Source organism: Salipiger marinus, from assembly GCF_035481585.1.
Lineage (GTDB): Bacteria > Pseudomonadota > Alphaproteobacteria > Rhodobacterales > Rhodobacteraceae > Salipiger > Salipiger marinus.
In genome coordinates this window covers 1-19570 of sequence record NZ_JAYKSL010000028.1, presented here as the reverse complement: position 1 = coordinate 19570, position 19570 = coordinate 1, and the positions used below count along the sequence as shown (strand labels likewise).

At 58.8% G+C, this 19570-nt stretch carries 19 protein-coding genes and 1 pseudogene; 8 read left to right on the top strand and 12 right to left on the bottom strand.

From position 1 onward, the window contains the following. The first annotated feature begins 20 nt into the window (after positions 1 to 20). Positions 21 to 1940: a penicillin acylase family protein gene (locus VK682_RS23930; RefSeq protein ID WP_040652271.1), complete on the top strand. Its 1920-nt coding sequence runs from the start codon at positions 21 to 23 to the stop codon at positions 1938 to 1940. Continuing rightward, positions 1937 to 2929, top strand: a complete 993-nt coding sequence (locus VK682_RS23925; RefSeq protein ID WP_040652273.1) for a cytochrome c oxidase assembly protein — start codon at positions 1937 to 1939, stop codon at positions 2927 to 2929. Before VK682_RS23930 ends, VK682_RS23925 begins: the two co-directional genes overlap by 4 nt. Positions 2930 to 3172: 243 nt before the next feature. Here the strand turns inward: VK682_RS23925 and mntR are convergent, their stop codons facing one another. Then, positions 3173 to 3643, bottom strand: a complete 471-nt coding sequence (gene mntR, locus VK682_RS23920) for a manganese-binding transcriptional regulator MntR (RefSeq protein WP_009820125.1) — start codon at positions 3641 to 3643, stop codon at positions 3173 to 3175. A 94-nt stretch (positions 3644 to 3737) separates the two neighbouring features. On the opposite strand from mntR, the gene VK682_RS23915 reads away from it, so the two are divergent. From VK682_RS23915 to phnE, 4 genes are read left to right on the top strand one after another with little or no spacing between them, the layout of a single operon-like run. Next, positions 3738 to 5618 carry a cytochrome c peroxidase gene (locus VK682_RS23915; RefSeq protein WP_009820126.1) on the top strand — a complete coding sequence of 627 codons (1881 nt, stop codon included), beginning with the start codon at positions 3738 to 3740 and terminating at the stop codon, positions 5616 to 5618. Further along, on the top strand, positions 5618 to 6493 hold the full coding sequence (locus VK682_RS23910) for a phosphate/phosphite/phosphonate ABC transporter substrate-binding protein (RefSeq protein WP_009820127.1): 876 nt from the start codon (positions 5618 to 5620) through the stop codon (positions 6491 to 6493). Before VK682_RS23915 ends, VK682_RS23910 begins: the two co-directional genes overlap by 1 nt. After that, on the top strand, positions 6490 to 7272 hold the full coding sequence (locus VK682_RS23905) for a phosphonate ABC transporter ATP-binding protein (RefSeq protein ID WP_009820128.1): 783 nt from the start codon (positions 6490 to 6492) through the stop codon (positions 7270 to 7272). Before VK682_RS23910 ends, VK682_RS23905 begins: the two co-directional genes overlap by 4 nt. Beyond that, positions 7272 to 8030 (top strand): phosphonate ABC transporter, permease protein PhnE, encoded by a 759-nt coding sequence (gene phnE / locus VK682_RS23900; RefSeq protein ID WP_009820129.1) that lies wholly within the window; start codon positions 7272 to 7274, stop codon positions 8028 to 8030. The genes VK682_RS23905 and phnE overlap by 1 nt, the downstream gene beginning before the upstream one ends. A gap of 3 nt (positions 8031 to 8033) precedes the next feature. Here the strand turns inward: phnE and VK682_RS23895 are convergent, their stop codons facing one another. Both VK682_RS23895 and VK682_RS23890 read right to left on the bottom strand, forming a co-directional pair. After that, positions 8034 to 8510 (bottom strand): L,D-transpeptidase family protein, encoded by a 477-nt coding sequence (locus VK682_RS23895; RefSeq protein WP_009820130.1) that lies wholly within the window; start codon positions 8508 to 8510, stop codon positions 8034 to 8036. Positions 8511 to 8609: 99 nt separating this feature from the next. Beyond that, entirely contained in the window at positions 8610 to 11006 is a 2397-nt protein-coding gene (locus VK682_RS23890) for a heavy metal translocating P-type ATPase (RefSeq protein WP_230797753.1), read from the bottom strand. Between the two features lie 169 nt (positions 11007 to 11175). On the opposite strand from VK682_RS23890, the gene VK682_RS23885 reads away from it, so the two are divergent. After that, entirely contained in the window at positions 11176 to 11445 is a 270-nt protein-coding gene (locus tag VK682_RS23885; RefSeq protein WP_009820132.1) for a hypothetical protein, read from the top strand. Positions 11446 to 11484: 39 nt separating this feature from the next. Here the strand turns inward: VK682_RS23885 and VK682_RS23880 are convergent, their stop codons facing one another. The 6 genes and pseudogenes from VK682_RS23880 to VK682_RS23855 form a co-directional block, all read right to left on the bottom strand. Next, positions 11485 to 12150 (bottom strand): L,D-transpeptidase, encoded by a 666-nt coding sequence (locus VK682_RS23880; protein WP_040652275.1) that lies wholly within the window; start codon positions 12148 to 12150, stop codon positions 11485 to 11487. Between the two features lie 269 nt (positions 12151 to 12419). After that, positions 12420 to 12623, bottom strand: a pseudogene (locus tag VK682_RS23875) (DUF411 domain-containing protein); the annotation flags it as partial. Positions 12624 to 12749: 126 nt separating this feature from the next. Continuing rightward, positions 12750 to 13484 (bottom strand): DsbA family protein, encoded by a 735-nt coding sequence (locus VK682_RS23870; protein WP_230797754.1) that lies wholly within the window; start codon positions 13482 to 13484, stop codon positions 12750 to 12752. A gap of 110 nt (positions 13485 to 13594) precedes the next feature. Next, positions 13595 to 14170, bottom strand: a complete 576-nt coding sequence (locus VK682_RS23865; protein WP_009820136.1) for a L,D-transpeptidase — start codon at positions 14168 to 14170, stop codon at positions 13595 to 13597. Positions 14171 to 14253: 83 nt separating this feature from the next. Next, positions 14254 to 14844: a L,D-transpeptidase gene (locus VK682_RS23860; RefSeq protein WP_009820137.1), complete on the bottom strand. Its 591-nt coding sequence runs from the start codon at positions 14842 to 14844 to the stop codon at positions 14254 to 14256. A 276-nt stretch (positions 14845 to 15120) separates the two neighbouring features. Further along, a protein-coding gene (locus tag VK682_RS23855) for an IS5 family transposase (RefSeq protein WP_230797755.1) occupies positions 15121 to 15878 on the bottom strand; the annotation gives its coding sequence in 2 pieces (ribosomal slippage) (positions 15121 to 15542 and positions 15542 to 15878; 759 coding nt in all). 221 nt (positions 15879 to 16099) lie between these two features. On the opposite strand from VK682_RS23855, the gene VK682_RS23850 reads away from it, so the two are divergent. Beyond that, entirely contained in the window at positions 16100 to 17326 is a 1227-nt protein-coding gene (locus VK682_RS23850) for an efflux RND transporter permease subunit (protein WP_230797756.1), read from the top strand. A gap of 50 nt (positions 17327 to 17376) precedes the next feature. Here the strand turns inward: VK682_RS23850 and VK682_RS23845 are convergent, their stop codons facing one another. The 3 genes from VK682_RS23845 to VK682_RS23835 form a co-directional block, all read right to left on the bottom strand. Further along, positions 17377 to 18618, bottom strand: a complete 1242-nt coding sequence (locus VK682_RS23845) for a sialidase family protein (RefSeq protein WP_230797757.1) — start codon at positions 18616 to 18618, stop codon at positions 17377 to 17379. Between the two features lie 94 nt (positions 18619 to 18712). Beyond that, a complete protein-coding gene (locus tag VK682_RS23840) occupies positions 18713 to 19171 on the bottom strand; it encodes a c-type cytochrome (protein WP_008282869.1) in 459 nt (152 codons plus the stop codon). Beyond that, a complete protein-coding gene (locus VK682_RS23835; protein ID WP_465270358.1) occupies positions 19168 to 19530 on the bottom strand; it encodes a hypothetical protein in 363 nt (120 codons plus the stop codon). Before VK682_RS23835 ends, VK682_RS23840 begins: the two co-directional genes overlap by 4 nt. Positions 19531 to 19570 lie beyond the last annotated feature (40 nt).

Genomic DNA, 19570 nt, shown 5'->3' with positions numbered 1-19570 from the left:
GCTTTGGCACCGGCAACGAATTGAAACGACTGTTCAACATATTACTGTACTTGCTCCTGGCGATTTTTGCATCAGGACTGGCCGTATCCGGTGTCGTCTACTTTCTTTTGCGCGCCTCCGTCCCCGACTATGACGAGGATTTCAGTGTTGCGGGAATCGAAGGTCCAGTCGATATTCTGCGAGATGCTGCGGCCATACCGCACATTTCTGCAGACTCCGCTGCGGACGCCTATTTCGCGCTTGGTTTCGTTCACGCTCAGGACAGGCTTGGCCAGTTATTGAGGGCAAGGCGGGCAGCGCAAGCCTTGTTGCCACTTGACCAGACGATCGAAGTCGAGCCTTCGACAGCCCAAGCGCTCGACGCATATGCCGCTGGTGTCAACGCGTGGCTTGGTCTGGTATCCGAAGGCGGGCGCGGCAGAGGCTCACCCGATCTGTTGATCGCGGATGAGAGAATGATCGCTGCCTGGAGACCCGTCGATAGTCTCAGACTTGCCCAAGCGTTTCTGAACGATCTTCAACCCGAGAGACGCCAGAGTGACCTGTCCGGCTTGTCAGATCGACCTCTTTTGCCCGAGCTGTTTGTGACCTCGCCCAAGGTCAGCCTCGATGCTTGGGCGTTGCCTGGCGACAGAACAGCTTCGGGAGCACCAATTCTCGCCGCCGATATACGTGGCCCCTTATCGCTGCCTTCTGAATGGTACCTGGCGGATATTCAACTCCCGACCGGAGCCGCGATTGGGGCTACAATGCCGGGTGTGCCCTTCATTGTCGTCGGTCGCAGCGAACGCGTCGCTTGGGCGTTCCGATCTCTGTCACTGACTGCCCTTAAAGAGCCAGTGAGTCCCACCGCTGCCAAGGCCGGCAATTTTCTGATGATGCTTGACCGTCTGGCGCGGTCCGCCGATGTGAACGATGCTATGGACGCAAGCATGAACCTGGCACCAGCCGGATTGGAGATTCTTGCCATCGGCCGAGAAATCCTTGCTCGCTGGCCTGACAGGGAGGTCGAAACGCCTTTATCGTTTCGAGACGCCCGTCTGGCAGCTCTTGATGTGCGGCAACCGATATTCTCGGTCGAGGGCGCGATTGCGGCGCAGCGCGACACGGTCAGCACTGCCGCGCGGGCGCTTCTTCCTATAATGGCAAAAGAGCTCTGGTTCGTGGGTTCCGCAGGCGCTCTCGAAGAGAACCGCGCAGATGAGCTTCGCGGCGATATTCTGGGTCAACTTGCCCAATGGAATGGCGACATGGATCGCTTTTCACCGGAACCGCTCGTGTTCTGGGCCTGGGCGCGCGCGTTGCAAAAACGGATACTTCAGGATGAATTTCCATCCGCGACAACGGTCTGGGCCAGGCCAAATGCCGATATCCTATTTGCGGTGCTTTCAGATCGCGGAGGGAGCGCAATCTGGTGCGACATCCGCCCGTCCACCCGCATCGAGACCTGCCAGGATCAGGTTCGTGCGGCCCTGGATGATGCCATCGGCTGGCTTGTCGACCGCTACGGACCCGATCCGTCAGATTGGGTCTGGGGCGAAGCACACGCTTTGAATATGGGGTGGGCGCCAATCCGATCGAGTGGGATCATCAGCGATCTGCTGTCTCTCGAAGCCCCATCTTCGGGCGATCCATACACACTGATTGCAACGCTGTTCTCTTCTGACAATGACCGCCCCTTCGCGGCCAGCGCGGGCACCAATTTTCAGGCGGTCATGTCGTTTTCGGAAGAAGCCGGATCCTATTTCATCGCGCCAGCCGGTCAGTCCGGCCACCCGCTCTCACGTTTCTATGAAAACCTTTTTCTCATGTGGATGCAGGGCAAATATCTCACGATGTCCACTGATCTGTCCTTGGCCCGGGGTGGCGCTGTGGGAACATCCCGACTTTCACCGGTATCCGTCGATACGCCGACAATACAAAATGACAGGAGCCGATGATCACTTACTTCCTCCTTTTCGACCCGTTTGGGTATGCGATTTCGCCAGTGTCCCTTGTTTCCGTCAGCTTGGCCGCATGGGTCTACATGCGCGGCCTCGTGCGATCCGCTCGCATTCGCGGGACGGTGTCTATGTGGCGGCAAGCCCTGTTCCTCGCTGGCTTGACCTGCATTCTCGCGGCCACAAATGCGCCTCTGGCTTCGTTGGGGCATAGCCTCTTTTCGGTGCACCAAGTGGAGCACCTTCTCCTCCGCCTTGCAGGACCACTACTCTTCGCGGTCTCTCAGCCGTGGCGATTATTGCAAGCCGGTTTGAACAGACGGTGGCGTCGATACCTCGACGCTCTTGGAAAATCTTTTGCATTTCGGTTCTTGGCACATCCGGTAACCGCCACTGCCGCGCTCATCACGTCGCTCTTTATCTGGCAGATTCCAGTGCTTTACGGACTTGCTCAGCGCATCGCGGCGATCGAGGTGTTCGCCCATTTTGCGATGGTGCTGGCAGGGATCTGGTATTTCGGCATGCTCTTCGACCCGAGAGATCCCCCTGAGGGCGCGAGGCGCGGCGCAAGGCTGATCTCCGGTTTCGCGGTGATCGTTTCAAACATTTTTCTGGGTTCCTTGACGACACTCAAAGAGGTGAGCCTCTATGCTTCCTACCAAACGGCGGGAACCGGGTTTCTCGATCCCCTGTCCGACGAAACCATGGGTGGCTACACGATCTGGGTCCCGTCCTCGATGCTGATGATCGCCGCGATCATTCTGGTCATGAACGGGTGGAACGCGGCCGAGGTGCGTCGCTGGAATTCACGATACGAGTTGGTGCGAGGGTCAAACTCCGCGGCGCTCGAGTTTCCGGAAACGGCCGAAGAATTGCGTCTGAAAGTAGCAGAGCCAAACCGCGACATGGGCCGGACGCTCGCCATAGGTGCCTTGGTCATGTTCTTCATCGTCATGACGACGGTGGTGACAATTGTCTATGCGCTTTGAACAGAGGAGCAAATCAAAGGTTGTATCCACGTCTTTTCCCGCGATCGACATTTTCGCTGCACCGTCGTCGCAGTCAGGGATTTTGGGCACACTATTTCGGGCTGGCCAAGCTCAGAGGACACGAACGATTTTCTGCACTAAAGTTGACCATCAGAACAAATGCCAACCCACCAGCCTTTGACTGCTGACGCCGCCGCCTCCTGAGTCTTGCTTTGCTGAATTTCGCGAGAACTTGATGCTGCGCTACTTGCCGCTCTGAGATTGCAGGAGGGCGTGTTCGAAGGCCTCCAGCGTGGTCGTGCTGACGTGATGCTCGATCCCCTCCGCATCGCGTTCCGCAGTCTCTTCGTCGATTCCCAGGCTGAGGAGAAACGCGACGACGATCCTGTGTCGTCGGCGGCAGGCCTCGGCCAACTCCCGACCGGCATCCGTGAGGAATATGGCGCGATAAGGTTCCCGCCGCACCAGGCCAGCAGCTTTGAGCCGCGAGATGTTCTTGGTCACGGTCGGCGGCTTCACTCCAAACCGTTCGGCGATCTCCACCGGCCTCGCCTCACCGCGCGACTCGATCAATTCGGCGATCAGTTCAACGTAATCTTCCGCCATTTCGCTCTCATGTGCCTGACGCACGGTCGCGAACCCCTCAGCCTGTGCTTCGGGAGCCCTGTCGACAGTTTCGAACGGTTCATGTTCCTGTGATTGCAGCTTTGTCATACTTGGGACTTTGCAGGGAAACTGCAGGATTGACAACTTGTTTGCTTAGGGTAGATAAATTAGCCATGTCTAACTTTTGAATTCGGAGACTGCGGTGATTCAGAAATTCCTTGGAGCGTTCATTGCCGCACTCGCAAGCGCGCTCGTCCTGTCCGGACCTGTCGCTGCGACGCCTGCCAAGGAGGCTCCATGGCTTCCCGAGGCGGCGGCCTACCGGCTGACTCTCTTCCTCGGAAATCTCAAACCGCTGCCTTGGGATGACGTCGGGACCGCCTGGGCCGAACCCTACCGGGGTTCGGAATTCTCTGTCGGTGCACTAGCATGGCTGGACGGCAGCAGCGACATCGGACCCGCCCCCCTTCTGGACGCCATCACTCGCGAGGACCGCCAGGCGGTCTTCGCCGAGGCGACGCGGCTGATAGCGCGCCGGATCGACGAGGAACTGGACCGGGCAGTCATGGCCGACGACCCTGCACGTGCGCAGCAGGCCGTGCGGACAGCTCGAGAACTCTATCGCGCGTTCGCGGACGGTATCGCGACTGCTGATCCCGACGCTTCGAGACGCATCGGCCTCGCCTGGCTGGAACTCAACAGCAGCACAGGCTCCGCCGGTGTTCTTGGTGCTGGTGCCACACCCGCGAGTCGCAAAACCATGGAAGCCGCGCGCGAAGTCATCTCCCTCTATCTCGCCGAGAATTTCCTCGTTGACGATTTCGCGCCGCGCCGGACGCTGAGCGCGCTGCCGGAAACTGTTGTCCAGAGTGGCCGCACCATCGAGGTGCCGCCTAGCCTGCCGCCGGGGTCTGACATCTTCGATCAGGATCCGCTGCCGCGCCTCGTCCTCAATTTCGAGGAGCAGGGCATCGACGAGACCGACCTGCCTTTGGTGGCCTATGGCGACATGCTGTTCGACAGCGCGCAAATCTTTGGCAATCCGGCGCAGGACCTCGGGGTTGCTTGTTCGACCTGTCACAACCGCTCGGACGTTAACCAGCGGCTTTTCATTCCGGGTGCGAGCCATCAGCCAGGCGGGATCGATGTCGATGGCGCCTTCTTCAACCCGATCTTCAATGACCGGCGCGATGATCCGATTGACATCCCCAGCCTCCGTGGCCTGCGCTTCACCGGGCCCTACGGCCGCGATGGCCGCTTCGCCTCCTTGCGCGATTTCACCCGCAACGTCATCGTCAACGAGTTCGGCGGCGATGAACCGACGCCCTTCATGCTGGATGCTCTGCTCGCCTACATGCGCGAATTCGACTTCCTGCCCAACTCCATGCTGACACGGGATGGTCAGCTGACCGAAGCCGCTCCCGAGGCCGCGCAGCGCGGCGAAGCGATCTTCAATACGCCCTTCGCGGCGCTCGGCGACCGTTCCTGCGCCAGCTGCCACGTCCCGGACACGAACTTCCTGGACCGGCAGGCCCATGATATCGGCTCGGTTGCGTCGGCCTACGATGGCGCCCGCACCGGTGCGATGGATACACCCACGCTGCTCGGCACCGCCTACACCGCACCCTATTTCCATGACGGGTCTTTGCCGACGCTAGCCGCTGTCGTGGACTGGTTCGACGAATCGAAAGCGCTCCGGCTGACCGCTGCGGAAAGGGCTGACCTGACTGCCTATCTGGAGACCGTGGGCGCAGCGGACGAGCCCTATGAGGCGTTCGACGCCGAGAACACCGCCTTCCGGCTGGCATTCTCCGAACTTACGACATTCGCCTCGACGCTTGATACGCTGCTGCCGCAGCGGGATGCAGAACACATCCTGCTGCTGACCGACACCGTGGCCGTGGACCTTTCGGCGGACGCCAGCACAATGTCGAACCTGGCTGCGCGGCCTGAAGTTTACATGTTGGCCGAACGTCTGGCCGAGGTTGGTGACGCCGTTCGTGCTGATGACTGGGTGGCCGCCGAAACAAGCTGGACCGCGTTCAGGACCGAAGCCGACGCAATCGCAGAAAGGGCATTCTGATGGCGATCCATATGAACCGCAGAACGATGTTGGCGCTGGCCAGTGCGGGCGCAGTATCGCTCGCAACCCCGCTGGCTGCGCAGGACACTGCGTTGCGGCTGGCTTTCATCCCGCAGGAGAACCCCGAGAAGCTTCTGGGCGACATTGAAGCCATCACCGGCTGGCTGGCTAGTGAGATCGACGTCCCCGTCGAAGGGTTCGTTACCATCGACCATGCAGCGGCGGTCGAAGCGCTGCGCAATGGTGACGCGGATATCTCTTTCATGGGCGCCCTGCCCTTCGTTCTGGCCGAGGCCGAGATCGGCGCGGTGCCGCTTCTCTCCGAGGTCTACCGCGACGCGCCGAGTTATACGGGACGCATTTTCGTGCGTCGCGACAGTGGCATCGGCGCGCTTGCAGACCTGCGCGGACGCGACATCGCATTCGCCGATCCGATCTCGGAATCGGGCTATCTCTACCCGCTCGCCGAATTCGTCGAGGCTCGGCTGATCGACGGCCCAGGCGCGGCGGAGGCATTCTTCGGCCGCGTCTTCTTCGCAGGCGGCTATCAGCAGGCCATGCAGGCGATGGCCGAAGGTCTGGTCGACGCTGCGGGTGCCAGCCAGTATGCCGATCTGCTCCTGACGCCGCAGCAGCAAGCAGAGGTGACATGGATCGCGGAAAGCCCGCCAATCCCGAGCCATGTCGTGATCGCGCGACCCGGGTTGGATGCCGAGGTGCAAGACCGCTTCACCAACGCGATGCTGCGGCTCAACGAGCCCGAGAACCGCGACAAGCTGCGCTATCTCTACGGGCCGGACGGCTATGTCAGGGCCGACCCTGCCGCCTATGACGGCGTGCGCGACATGGCACGGCGATATGGGCTCCTGGAATGACCACCGCCATCCGGATCGACGACCTGAACTTTGCCCATCCGGGCGGGAGTGTTCCGGCGCTGGAGCGGGTCTCGCTTACGATTTCGACCGGCGAAAGCGTCGCTTTGCTTGGCCCGTCCGGGGCAGGAAAAACAACGCTGCTGGCATTGCTCGACGGCAGGCTTCAGGGCTGGCGCGGGCGCGTTTCAATCTTGGGTGCGCCGCTCGATCCCGACCAACCGCCGCCGCGCGCAAGCCGACCTGATACCGGTTTCGTGTTTCAGGAATTCGCCCTCGTCGAACGCTCCACGGTTCTGCGCAACGTGCTCAATGGCCGCCTAGGGCGGATGGCGCCCCTGCGCGCCCTGCTGGGGTCGCCAACGCCACATGATCTCGACATGGCGCGCACAGCCCTCACCGATTGCGGCATTGCCGATCTCGCCGAACGCCGGGTCGACAGTCTCAGCGGCGGCCAGCGGCAGCGCGTGGCCATTGCGCGGTGTCTCGCGCAGGAGCCACGGCTGATCCTCGCCGACGAGCCGGTGAGCAACCTCGACCCCACCCGCGCTGGGGAGGTCTTGGCGCTGCTGACCGGGGCGGCACAAGCGCGCGGCGCAACGGCGCTGTTTTCCTCGCACCAGCCCGACCTGGCGCGGCGTTTCGCGGAGCGCATCATCGGCATGCGGAACGGGCGGATCGTGTTCGATGTGCCGACATCCGAGTTGCAGGACGAGGCGACGGCGGCTCTCTACCGGGAGGCAGAGCCGCTGCCCGGTTCCGGCCTCCGGGCGGTGTCCTGATGGGCCACCGCAGGTTCGGCGGCTTCGCGACCAGCACCCTGATCGCAGGCGCAATCCTCTGGTCCTTCGCCACGACCGATGTCGAATTGTCGCGTCTCGTTTCGGCCGGTCCGCGGATCGCTGACTTTCTCGGGCGGATGTTCCCGCCCGATCCGACAGTGATGGCCGAGATCAGGAAGGGCAGCGCGGAAACGCTGAGAATAGCGATCCTCGGTTCCCTCGGCGCTGTGATCCTGTCGATCCCTCTGGCCATCCTCGCCTCCGAGACCATGGTCTCGCGCATGGTGTTCGGCCCTGTGCGCGCGCTGCTGGCCTTTATCCGGGCCGTGCCGCTGATCCTCGTGGCCATGCTTATGGTGGGCGCTGTCGGGCTCGGGCCGCTGCCCGGCATCATCGCGGTCGCCTTTCATGCAACGGGGATGCTCGCCAAGTTCTATGCCGAGGCGATCGACGGCGTGTCCCGCGCGCCGATCGCAGCACTGGAAAGCGCCGGCGCCGGACCGCTCGTGCGGCTCAGGCATGCGATCTGGCCGCAGATGGCCCCAGTCATTGCCCGCGACACGATTTTCCGGTTCGAGTTGAACCTGCGCGAGTCGCTGATCCTCGGCATCGTCGGCGCGGGTGGGATCGGCTTCTACATCCAGACCTACGTGAGATCCTTCCAGTATGATAAGGCCGCCAGCGTCACGATTGCGGTCGTCGTCATGGTCATGGCCATTGAGGCGATCAACGTCGCACTGCGGCGCCGCTTCACCTGATCCTTAGGCGTAAATGTCGATCGGTGTCCCGTCCCTGACCATGGCATAGATTTCCTCGATCTGGCGGTCAGTGACGGCGATGCAGCCTGCCGTCCAGTCGCGGACATTCATTGGGTCGATCCCCTTGCGCGGTCCGCCGTGGATGAAAATGTCGCCACCGGGCGACTTTCCTTGAGCCTGCGCAAAAGCGATGTCTGCCGCGTTGGGATATGAGATGCCAATCGACAGGTGAAAGAGGCTCTCCGGGTTGCGCCGATCAATCACGTAGGAGCCCTCCGGCGTACGGCCGTCCCCCTCGAACTGCTTGTGACCTTCGGGCGCGAAGCCTAATCCGATGGGATAGGTCCGCAAGACGTCATCCACCCCGTCCAGAACCAGGAACCGCTGTGCCTTATACATGCGTAGCCGGGTCACTTCGGGTCCGTTGTACGACCGGAACTTGCTGGCACAACCTGACAGGAAGGCGGCCAATCCGCCCATCAAAAAGGCGCGCCGTGGAAATCTGGTGTTTGTCACTGCTCGACGCCCCTTTTTGCGAGGTCTGTTGGTGCCAGAGGTTACTCTACCGAAGACGTCGGATCAATGACCGTGCGCCAGTGCTCCCTTCGCCATCTGCTCGCCCACCGGTTCACCGCCCGAAGGCCCGTCCTTGATCCGATGGCCGTTCAAAAGCCGCAGCGCATTGGCGACCACCAACAGGGAAACGCCTACATCCGCAGCGATGGCGCCCCACATCGAGGCCATCCCGAACGCGGTCAGCCCGACGAACAGCGCCTTTGTTGCCAGCGATATACCGATATTCTGGTGGATAATCGTCATTGTCCGCCGAGAGTGAGTAATCAGCCACGGCACTCGAGCCAGATCGTCGGTCATCAGTGCAATATCTGCCGTTTCGATCGCCGCATCCGATCCGACAGCCCCCATGGCAATGGCATAATGCGCGCGCGCCATTGCGGGCGCGTCGTTCACGCCGTCGCCGATCATCGCCACCATATCGTGGCATTCCACCAGTTCCTCGATGGCCTTCACCTTGTCTTCTGGCAAGAGTTCGGCGCGCACCTCGTCAATGCCGACCTCGGCCGCCACCGCACGTGCGGTGCGTTCGTTGTCGCCCGTCAACATCACGATTGTCTTCACACCCTGCGCGTGCAGACGCGCAACGATACCCTTTGCATCGGGGCGAATGCGGTCACGAAGCTCCAGCACGCCGGTCACGCCGGTCTCGTCACCCACGGCAACCAGGGTGCTGCCTGCCCCTTCGATCCGGTCCCGAAGATCCGCCGGAATGGCATTGCTGAAACCTTTCTCTTGGGCAAACCGATCTGATCCGAGCCAGATCGCGCGCCGGTCGGCGCGTCCTTCGAGCCCGCGCCCAGGCACGGTCCGCGTGTCCTCTGCGGCAGACACGGAAACACCATCGCTTTCTGCGCGCGCGAGGATGGCGCGTGCCAGCGGGTGCGAGGACCGCGCCTCCAGACTGGCTGCCAGCGTGATGATTTCGCGAGCGGAGGCTTCACCCAGCGGGTGAACCGCCGCCACCTCAGGCTCGCCCATGGTGATCGTTCCCGTCTTGTCCATCGCCAGCGCTGTGGTGCGCCCTGGCGCTTCGACATAAGCGCCGCCCTTGATGAGCACCCCTGCTCGCGCCGAAGCGGCCAGCGCTGCTACAATGGACACCGGCGTAGAAATGACCAGTGCGCAAGGACATGCGATGACAAGAAGGACCAGCGCATTGTAGAACCAATAGTCCCAGGCGCCGCCGAGCAAGAGTGGCGGCACCACCGCGATGGTGATCGCCACCGCCATCACGATGGGTGTATAAATGCGCGCGAATTTCGCCACCCATTGCTCGACCGGCGCGCGGCGGGCATGGGCATCACCGACCATACGGATGATCTTGGCCAACACTGTGTCGGAAGCTGCCTTGGTCGCTCGTACCGTCAGTGTGCCTTCGCCGTTGATCGTGCCGGCATAGACCTCATCGCCCGGCTCCTTTGGCACGAGCGCGCTTTCTCCGGTAATGGGAGCCTGATCGACGGCTCCCGCCCCCTCCACCACTTCACCGTCGAGGGGGATGCGGTCGCCGCCGCGCACAATGAAGCGATCGTTCACGGCGACCTCTGCCGCAGGCACATCGGTTTCGCTGCCATCTGATCGGATCACCCGAGCTGTCGGCGGCGCCAGATCCAGCAAGGCCGATACCGCGTTGCGGGCCCGCCCCACACTCCAGCTCTCAAGGTAAAGCGAAAGTGAGAAGAAAAACGCAACCGTCGCGGCCTCGAAGAATTCGCCCAGCCCGATGGCACCCGCCACTGCGACCACCATCAACAAGTTCATGTCAGGGGAAAACCGTCGCGCGGAAGACCAAGCCTTGGGCGCGACCAGCCAGACCCCGAAGAGAATTGCCACCGCGAATAACCCTGCTTCCGCGAGTGGCATCGGCATTTCTCCGTGCCCTGCGAATAGCCCGAGCGCACCACCCATGCCGGTTTCGACGATGTGGTAGAGAAAACCTGCCACCCAGAAGCCGCCGCTGAGCGCGGTAAACCGCTTTTGACGTGCCAGATGCGCGGCCTGATTCTCTGCTGCGTTGTCGGCGTCCCACGGTTTTGCGCTCATGCCGGTACTCGCGACCAGTTGCGAAATCTCGTTGTCCGAAATCCCGACTGCGGTATCCAGAATTGTCATCCGCCCATTGATGACATCGAACGCCAGATGCTCAGTCCCGCCGACTTTTGGACCGACCACCCTATTCAGGATTGCCACCTCTTCGGCACAATCCAGACCGGAAACTTGAAAACTTCGCCCATTCGACGGGATGGATTCTGCCGGTCCCGTGTTGGCTCCAGCACCGCAGCACGCAGCACCATCTCCATGAGAGTAGCGAGCTACGCTCGCATGTTTGTGATCATCAACATGATCGTGACTGCAGTCAGAGCTGTGCTTGTGGTCGTGGCGGTGGCCATTGGAAGACATGGGATTGACCTCGGGATTCGTTCATTCCACATTGAGATAGCCCCTACAGTAACTAGAGCTTCAAGAGCTAAAACAGAAACTTGGTCAAGTAAGGACACCGATCTGCGGAACCTTGAAACGCGTTGCCAAGTCTGTGGACGCGGCTGACCTGCCAAAGAGTGAGATAGATATGCTTCAAAAATATGCGGTGTTCATGGTTGCAACATTGGCCCTAGCTGGCTGTGCGGTGCCTCCGAAGGAAGACAACGATCCATTCAGGATCGGGAATATTCCAGAGTCTGTCGCAGCCCTTGCTGCACCCGACCAAGATCTCAACGCGGCACGGCTACGTCCCGAAGATAACTGCTATTGGTATAATCATAATGGGCCGGTGGAAACGACCTTGGTCCCGTTGCGATCGGCGGGCGGCAATCCCATCTGCGTCGCGCGCCAATCCTGATTGGCACGTTCGAGCTTCGGACTGACGACGCGCCTTGGGTCAGCTCTGCGGAGTCACGCTGTCCTCGGCCGAATATAGGAACGCCGTCGAGCCAATCTCCACGTTTGGATACAGATCGTTTATGTGCGCCATGACCATCCGGACGCAACCGGAACTTGCTCGTCCGCCGATGCTTCGCGGCTGTGGTGTACCGTGGATGCGCAGATAGGTGTCTCGGTCCCCGACATAGAGATAAAGCGCCCGTGACCCGAGCGCGTTCTCAGGTCCGGGTTCCATACCGTCAGCGATGTCGGCGTAGAGCTCCGGGTCGCGGTTAATCATGTTCTGTGTTGGCTGCCAATGCGGCCACCTGACCTTGCGCTTGATCGTGTAGACACCCGGCTCATAAAGTTTGCCGCGAGCGATCGCGACGCCATAGCGCATCGCAGTGCCGCCTTCCTCGATATGGTAAAGATAGCGCGCCACGGCGTCGACATGAATGTCACCGGCCACAAGACCATTTTTAGCTACAACCCGCTGCGGCAGAAAGCGCGGGTGTAGGCCCCACGGGTTTGATGTGGCTGGGTTATAGCCCGGCGGTGTTACCTGTGCATCCCAAGCACCCTTTTCCGCTTCAGTGGGCCAGGTGTCAGCGAGGAGCGGACTTGAGATAGACGCGGAGAAAAGTGCAGCGGTCGTCTGGATGAAATGTCGTCTTGTCAGCATCTTTCTTGTTCCTTTCACGCTATTGGCGGCGATCCAACCCACATCCCGAATTTTTTTACCTAGGAAGGAGTCAAGTTATTACAGACGACTATGCTCCATGGGGCCGACCGTTATCGATGCCTTAACTCTTAAAGTTACTAGAGGTTCAAGAAAAATATTGATCCCGCACGGGCATGTGTTTTCGCAACTTACGTATGGACAACCCTTGGTGCCTAGGTCAGTTCAAAAACCTCTGACCTCAACCGCCCTTCATTGTCACCGTCTCGAGTTCAGGCTGCCTCGTAGTTTGTGAACGGCTTCGTGGTCCCCTCTCGATTGACCAAATGTACAACATAGGCCTCACGTTCCGATTCTGGCCCATGCCCTGGCGATCCGTAAGGCACACCGGGGACTTCAAGGCCAACAGCGTTTGGGCGCTCATCCAACAGACGGCGAATGTCGGCGACCGGGACGTGGCCTTCGATCATATAGCCGCCGAAGGCTAATGACTTTTCGTTTTCCATAGTGAGACCTCTTGCTCCAGATAACTTCGGAGATAGGGGTTCCAGCGGGTGGAAGATCAAGGGCTATAAGGGCCGATCTCATAATCGTCCCCCCTTTCACTCGGGGACGAGTTCTGCTATCTTTTCAAGAAGTGTGCCGCGCTCGATCACACCGGGGATTATTTCGTCACCCAATACGAACGTCGGCGTTCCAGTTATACCCAAAGCTTCTGCGAAACGCAGAGAGGCCGCAATGTGATCACTCACTGAATCAGATTGCATATCTGTTTTCAAAACTTCGAGATCGAGCCCCACATCGCCTGCAATTTTCATAACGCTTGCTTCAACGGCTTGCCCGTTCAATGCCATCATTGCCTCGTGAAACTGCTGATATTTACCTTGGTTTCTCGCGGCAAGTGACGCGCGCGCCGCAACTTCGGAACCGGGCCCTAGGATCGGGAATTCACGATAAATAATGCGGACATCCTTGCTTGCCTCCAGTACCGCTTTGACCTCTGGTGCAGCGCGGCGACAATACCCGCAGTTATAGTCAAAGAACTCGACAAGTGTGACGCTGCCATCCAAGTTCCCGAAGATCGGAGCATTCTGTTCGAAATCATCGCGCAACTCAGACAGGGCGTCAGTCTGCGCTTCGGCGAGCGCTACATTTTCACGTTCCTGAAGGATTGAAAGCGCTTCGATCAGAATTTCGGGTTTTTCCAAGATCGCTTCAAGTGCGAGACGCTTGATATCTGCTTCATTGAGTTCTTGTGCGGCCACAGTAGTAACAGGAAATGCTGCTAATACTGTTGCAAGAACAATTTTCGACAGGCCGCGTCGCGCTAATAACATCTTGAATCCTTCCTAGGATTGAGAGAGATCCGGGGTGATTGAGTTATCTTCCCTAGGAAATCTTCTGCTGAAAAGCTACCAAAACACGCTGATCTCGCCAAGGCAGTGTTCTAAGTTGCGGGGTATAGGATCACACGGGTGTCCAGCGGGACTTTATCATAAAATTGGACAATCTGATCGTTCACCAATCTGGCGCACCCGTTCGAGACTGCACGGCCGATAGTGGTTGGGTCATTTGTGCCATGCACACGCAAAAAGGTATCGCCACGACCCGGTTGAAAGAGGTAGAGGGCCCGCGCACCTAGAGGATTGCTCAAACCGCCAGGCATTCCATTTCGTAAGGGACCATATTTCTGAGGCTCACGACGCAACATGCCCGGGGTCGGTGTCCAGCTGGGCCATTCCTTCTTTGCCCCAACATAGAATTCGCCTGCCTCATAAAGACTCGGGCGACCGATCCCGACGGTATAGCGAATTGCAGTGTTGTCAGGTTGGGTCCAGAAGAGGGCAAACTGGCTTGGGAAAACATGAATTTCGTAGGGATCAGCGCCTCCTGGGATGCTTACTACTTGAGGCAAATACTCCGGCGGCAAATCATACTTTGGCAGCACTACATGAGCTGAAACGGGCTGACTGCACAAAGCTCCGACAGCCCCGGTGGCAAAGAGAAATTTTCGTCGTTTCATGAAACTATGGCTTTCGAGTAGTGAACGTAGAATGAGCGCTGGTACACGAGATCAGACTTTAACAAGTCATGCGAAGTGCGGGATCAAAACAGCTTGACTTGTGTTCCTACTTCGGCCAAAGCAAACAATTCTTTGATATGTTCGTTATAAAGACCAATGCACCCATTTGATGATCGGCGGCCAATCTTCCGCGTGTCTCCTGTCCCGTGGACGCGATAATACTGCCATGACAGGTAGAGAGCGTGCGTGCCCAAAGGATTATCAGGACCAGGTGGAAAGTAGTCGGGCCATTCAGGATTGCGGATTTTCATTGAAGGAGTTGGGCGCCAGCTTGGACCTTCCACTTTCTTGATCACGCTAGTGTACCCGCGTTTGGTAAGATCTTCGGACTCAGGCACACTGGAAGGATAAAGCTTATAAACGCTTTGGTTTTCGGACCAATACTGCACCGCTCGGGAATCTATATCGCAGAGTATTACCCCATGTTTCAGGTTGTCGAAGTGATCCTCCCAATTCGCGACAGCAAAACCGGACGAGTTCCTACGTACAACCGGTGATGCTAGCGGAGGCGTGTTTTGGGCAAATGCGGTGCCCGCTTTCAGAGTGAGGCCGCTCGCCGCTGCTCCAAGCAGGATACTGCGCCGCGAGATAGCCGCATCTTTTACAAACTTCATTCCACTACCCTCAAACTAAACTTTTCCGGTTTCTACAACCTTCACCCACTGGAGGTTCAACCAATTTAATATCACAAAAATGTGAGGTCAGTAATTTTGAGATTTTCGACAGGCGAGTGATAGCGTCTGAGATTCTTCCCGAAATTCGGACACTGGCGTAAGCTGCGATTTGTAGTCTGCTGATCTTCAACACGAAGGAGATCTGACATGTCGAAACGGAAGCAGCATCGCCCAGAATTTAAGACCAAGGTCGCATTAGGTTCCAGACTCATTGATTCAGAGCCAGAACAAGACGGTCGCGGCGAGCGCGATTGCTGAGAGGGATACGGTTGGGGATCTGTCGTAGCGAGTGGCAACCCGCCGCCAGTCCTTCAGGCGTCCGAACATGATCTCGATCCGGTTGCGCCTCTTGTATCTCCGCTTGTCGTATTTGATAGGTTTGTCGCGCGACTTACGTCCCGGGATGCAGGGCTTGATCCCCTTTTCTATCAACGCCTCACGGAACCAGTCCGCATCATATCCTCGATCCCCCAGTAGCCAGTCAGCCGATGGCAGGCTGCTCACCAGCGCCCTGGCACCGGTGTAGTCGCTGACCTGCCCACCAGTGATGAAGAACCGGATCGGACGCCCTGCGGCGTCGGTGACAGCATGCAGCTTTGTGTTCATGCCACCTTTCGTGCGCCCGATCAGCCTTCCACGCCCCCTTTTTTTAAACGCAGGCTGGAGGCCGTGCGATGCGCCTTGAGGTAGGTCGCGTCGATCATGATCGTCTTCCGGTCCGTTCCCTCCGAAGCCAACCCAACCATGATCCGGGCAAACACGCCCATGTCGCTCCACCGCTTCCATCGGTTGTAGAGCGCCTTGGATGGACCATATTCCTTTGGCGCGTCGCTCCAACGCAAGCCATTGCGATTAATGAAAATAATGCCACTCAGAACACGCCTGTCATCGACGCGTGGCTTGCCATGGCTCTTCGGAAAGTACGGTCGAAGCCGTGCCATCTGCTCATCGTTCAGCCAGAAAAGATTGCTCATCACGCCCCCTAAAGTTTGGGAGCTTGAATCAAGATCGCGCGGAGACCGCAACCAAATCAATGGGTCCAGAGCCTAGAGGCGCTGAAGGGCGAAGAGACGGTCAGCGAGTTGATCAGTCGATTTGGGGTTCACTCAACGATGCCCCCTCAATGGAAATTATATGCCTGCCCGGGTCGCTTCTGAGTGGAAATCAACAGCCTCGGCAGGAAATGGATGCCGCCATGCAATTTCCCGGCGTATCGAACGCCTGGACGATGCCGATCCGGGCGCGCATCGACATGCTGTCCACCGGCATCCGCACGCCTGTGGGGATCAAGGTCTTCGGCACCAGCCTGACCGAGATGGAAAAGGTCGCCCGTGAGGTCGAAGCCGTGGTACGAACGGTGCCCGGAACGACCAGCGCCTATGCCGAACGGGTGATCGGCGGCTATTACTTCGACATCACCCCGGACCGTACAGCGCTTGGCCGCTACGGTCTGTCGGTGCAGGATGTGCAAGAGGTAATCGGCATGGCGTTGGGGGCCAAGGCCATCACGCAGACCGTCGAGGGGCGCGAGCGCTACGACGTCGCAATGCGCTATCCGGCGACACTGAGGTCTGATCCGGAGGCGATTGGGCGCGAGGTTCAGGTTGCACTGCCGGGCGGTGGCACCATTCCACTGGGGGACGTGGCCACCATTGAACGCACCCGCGGAGCTACGTCGATCCGCACCGAGAACGGACAGCTTGCCGTATATATCTTTGTCGATATCGTCGGACGCGATCTTGGCGGCTATGTGGCCGAAGCTCAGGCGGCGGTCGCGGCCTCCGTCACTCTGCCACCCGGCTATTCTTTGGGCTGGAGCGGTCAGTTCGAATACCTTGAACGCGCGAAACAGCGGCTGGCCACTGTTGTGCCGCTGACGCTGGCGCTGATCTTTCTGCTGCTTTACCTAAACTTCCGCCGCCTGACGGAAACCTTGATCGTGATGTTGTCGCTGCCTTTCGCTCTGGTCGGTGGCATTTGGCTCATGTGGTTCATGGGCTTCAACATGTCGGTTAAGGTGGCCGTCGGGTTTATCGCGCTGGCCGGGGTGGCGGCTGAAACCGGAGTGATCATGTTGATCTATCTCGATCAGGCGTTGAATGAAGCGCGTGCCCGCGCGGGCGACAGGGACCTGACCCGCGACGAGCTCCACGCCGCGATCATGGTGGGTGCAGTAGACCGCGTGCGCCCCAAGATGATGACAGTTGTCGCAATCATGGCCGGCCTGATGCCGATCCTTTGGGCGCATGGCACCGGGTCCGAGATCATGCAGCGCATCGCAGTGCCCATGATCGGGGGAATGGTGTCGTCAACCTTGCTGACCCTGATCGTCATTCCGGCGGTTTATGCCATCATCAAAGGGTGGGGCCTGAAGCAAGCCGGTACAGTGCCTGATTTGGCCCTCGGGCGGGCCGCAGAATAAGGGCAACGGCGTCAAGCAAGCACTAGGATATTGAGATGTATGCTCGAAACCTATGGAGTCACCGCGACTTCGACCATGCGGATTGTAGTGTCCCCATCCCCGCCGCCGGTCGGCTGCGTCCAGGCCACAAACGTACCGGCGTCTCCGCGCGCCATTCGGGGAACACCGATCGATCCGCCGCCCCGATTGATATGGAGCGCCTGAGGCGCTGCGCATCCGGTACTTCGCGATATGTGGCACATGACGATCGCTTCACCGCCTCCCACATATTCAATCCAGAGCGCCAATGCGCTTCCATCCGGCATTTGCAGAACATCCACCCGTCCCGCGGCTGTGCCGAGGTCAATGCGGAGCGGTTCGTCAAACTGCGCGCCGCCATCGTCCGAAAACGCGATATAAACCTCCGGTTTATTCTCAGCTGCAGTGAACCAGATGACGGACACCTTGTCGTCCATCGTATCAACAGCTGGGCCATTTACGGGGCAGCCGGCACTTTCCCATCCGTCGTCGTGAACAGTGAGGGGTTGCGTCCAGTCCCCTCCGGTAGATCGAACAATCGAAATGTCGCGGATTTCATCGGCGGTTCGATCACGATAGACCGCCACGATATCGCCCGAAGCGGTCCGCGCTGCGGACGTCTGACAACAAGTACAAGCGCGCGCGTCCAACAGGCTTTCTGGCTTCATCGTTCCGTCAGAGTTGATCTGTCGTGCGCGCAGCTGCATCGCATTCTCGAAGTTTTCGCCTTCTGTTTGACTGTCATACTCCCGGCCATCCAGCCACAGCGCCGTCAACCCGCCAAACTGATCGGGAACCAACGAAACAAAACCGTGCTCGCGTTGTGATCTGTCATCATGGGGAACAAGCGGTTCCGTCCAGCTTCTGCCTTCATCTTTAGAAAAAGCGATATTGACGTCATATTGGTAATCACCCTCCCCATTCAGTTTAAGCCATTGTGCCGCCAGGCCGCCATCAGCCAGCACCGCTACCGATGGAAAATCGGCCCAGTTGATGTAAATCTTTGACGATTTATGAATTGTGCGAGCGTCCGACCACTCGCTGCCATCAAGGATGGCCATGCGAACTTCCGCTTCGGCTCCGTTTTCTTCTGTCCAACTCAATACGACCCGGCCATCCGGCAAGGTTGCAAGTGATGGCTCACGGGCACCGATGCCGACCGGGGCTGCGCGGTCGGTCAATCTGAAGAGGTCGGTTTCCTCGGCATATGTTGCGGTGAAAGAACTGAAAAATGCACCAATACTCAATATGGACGCATAAAGACATTTACTCATGAAAACGTTCTTCCGCCAGTTGTGGCCATGTCGCGGCGAACCTAGTAGTCGTTGACCGCGAACCAAACTCCACCCTCTTATCTGTCGAAACGGCTTAATTGATCCCATTGGCACGCTGCAATGCTCGAATATACGTCACGATAGCAAGGATCTCTGATCGCGTCACGCCTTCAACCGCTGGCATGTTTCCAAATTTCCAATGATGCGCCCGCACTCCATTTTGCGCCGCGAGGACAAACGCCATGTCGCTGTGATGGCTCGGTTCGTAAATCTTGTGAACAAGCGGTGGAGCAACGCCATCCCGGCCTTGCCCGTTCAGGCCGTGGCACACGGCACAGACCGCATCATAAGCGCCTGCGCCGATTTGCTCCTGCTCTGTAAAACTTGCTGGTAGCGTGACAGTTACAAGCGCGCCTGCGGGAAGCGCGACGCCCTCATCCGTCTGCGTACCCGTTTGAGAGTAATCCGGCTGCATGATGTACCAGCCTGCTGAAGCAACGGCGATCAAAGCAAAGAATATCGCTGCCCATTTCATCCCATCAAACTCCTTCATGATGTTGCTATGGCCCCCTGCCCTACCAAAGACAGAGCTGGGTATCTCTGCTTGGATCGCTCGAATTGGCCAGCCTCTTGTGGCGCAGTGTTGTCTGGCTGAGCATGCCCCAATGGCTGAATCGATTTGTTTAAAAAGGCCATGATTTCCTGATACCGGATCCGCGTGTCTTCCAGCGTCTGATAGTAATTGAAGAGCTCTTTCAGCGGTGCCGAGAAGTCCTTGTGTGCTGCCAGGACGGCCACCAGCGCGCCGAGTGTAATGCGACCTTCGATGACAAAATATCCACCCAAAGAGTAGAACAGGAATGGCGTCAGCGCGGTCAGAAAATTGTTGAGGGCCTTGATGAAGAACTTCATGTAAATGCTGGATCAAAATTCCCCAGAAGTGCTGGCGCAA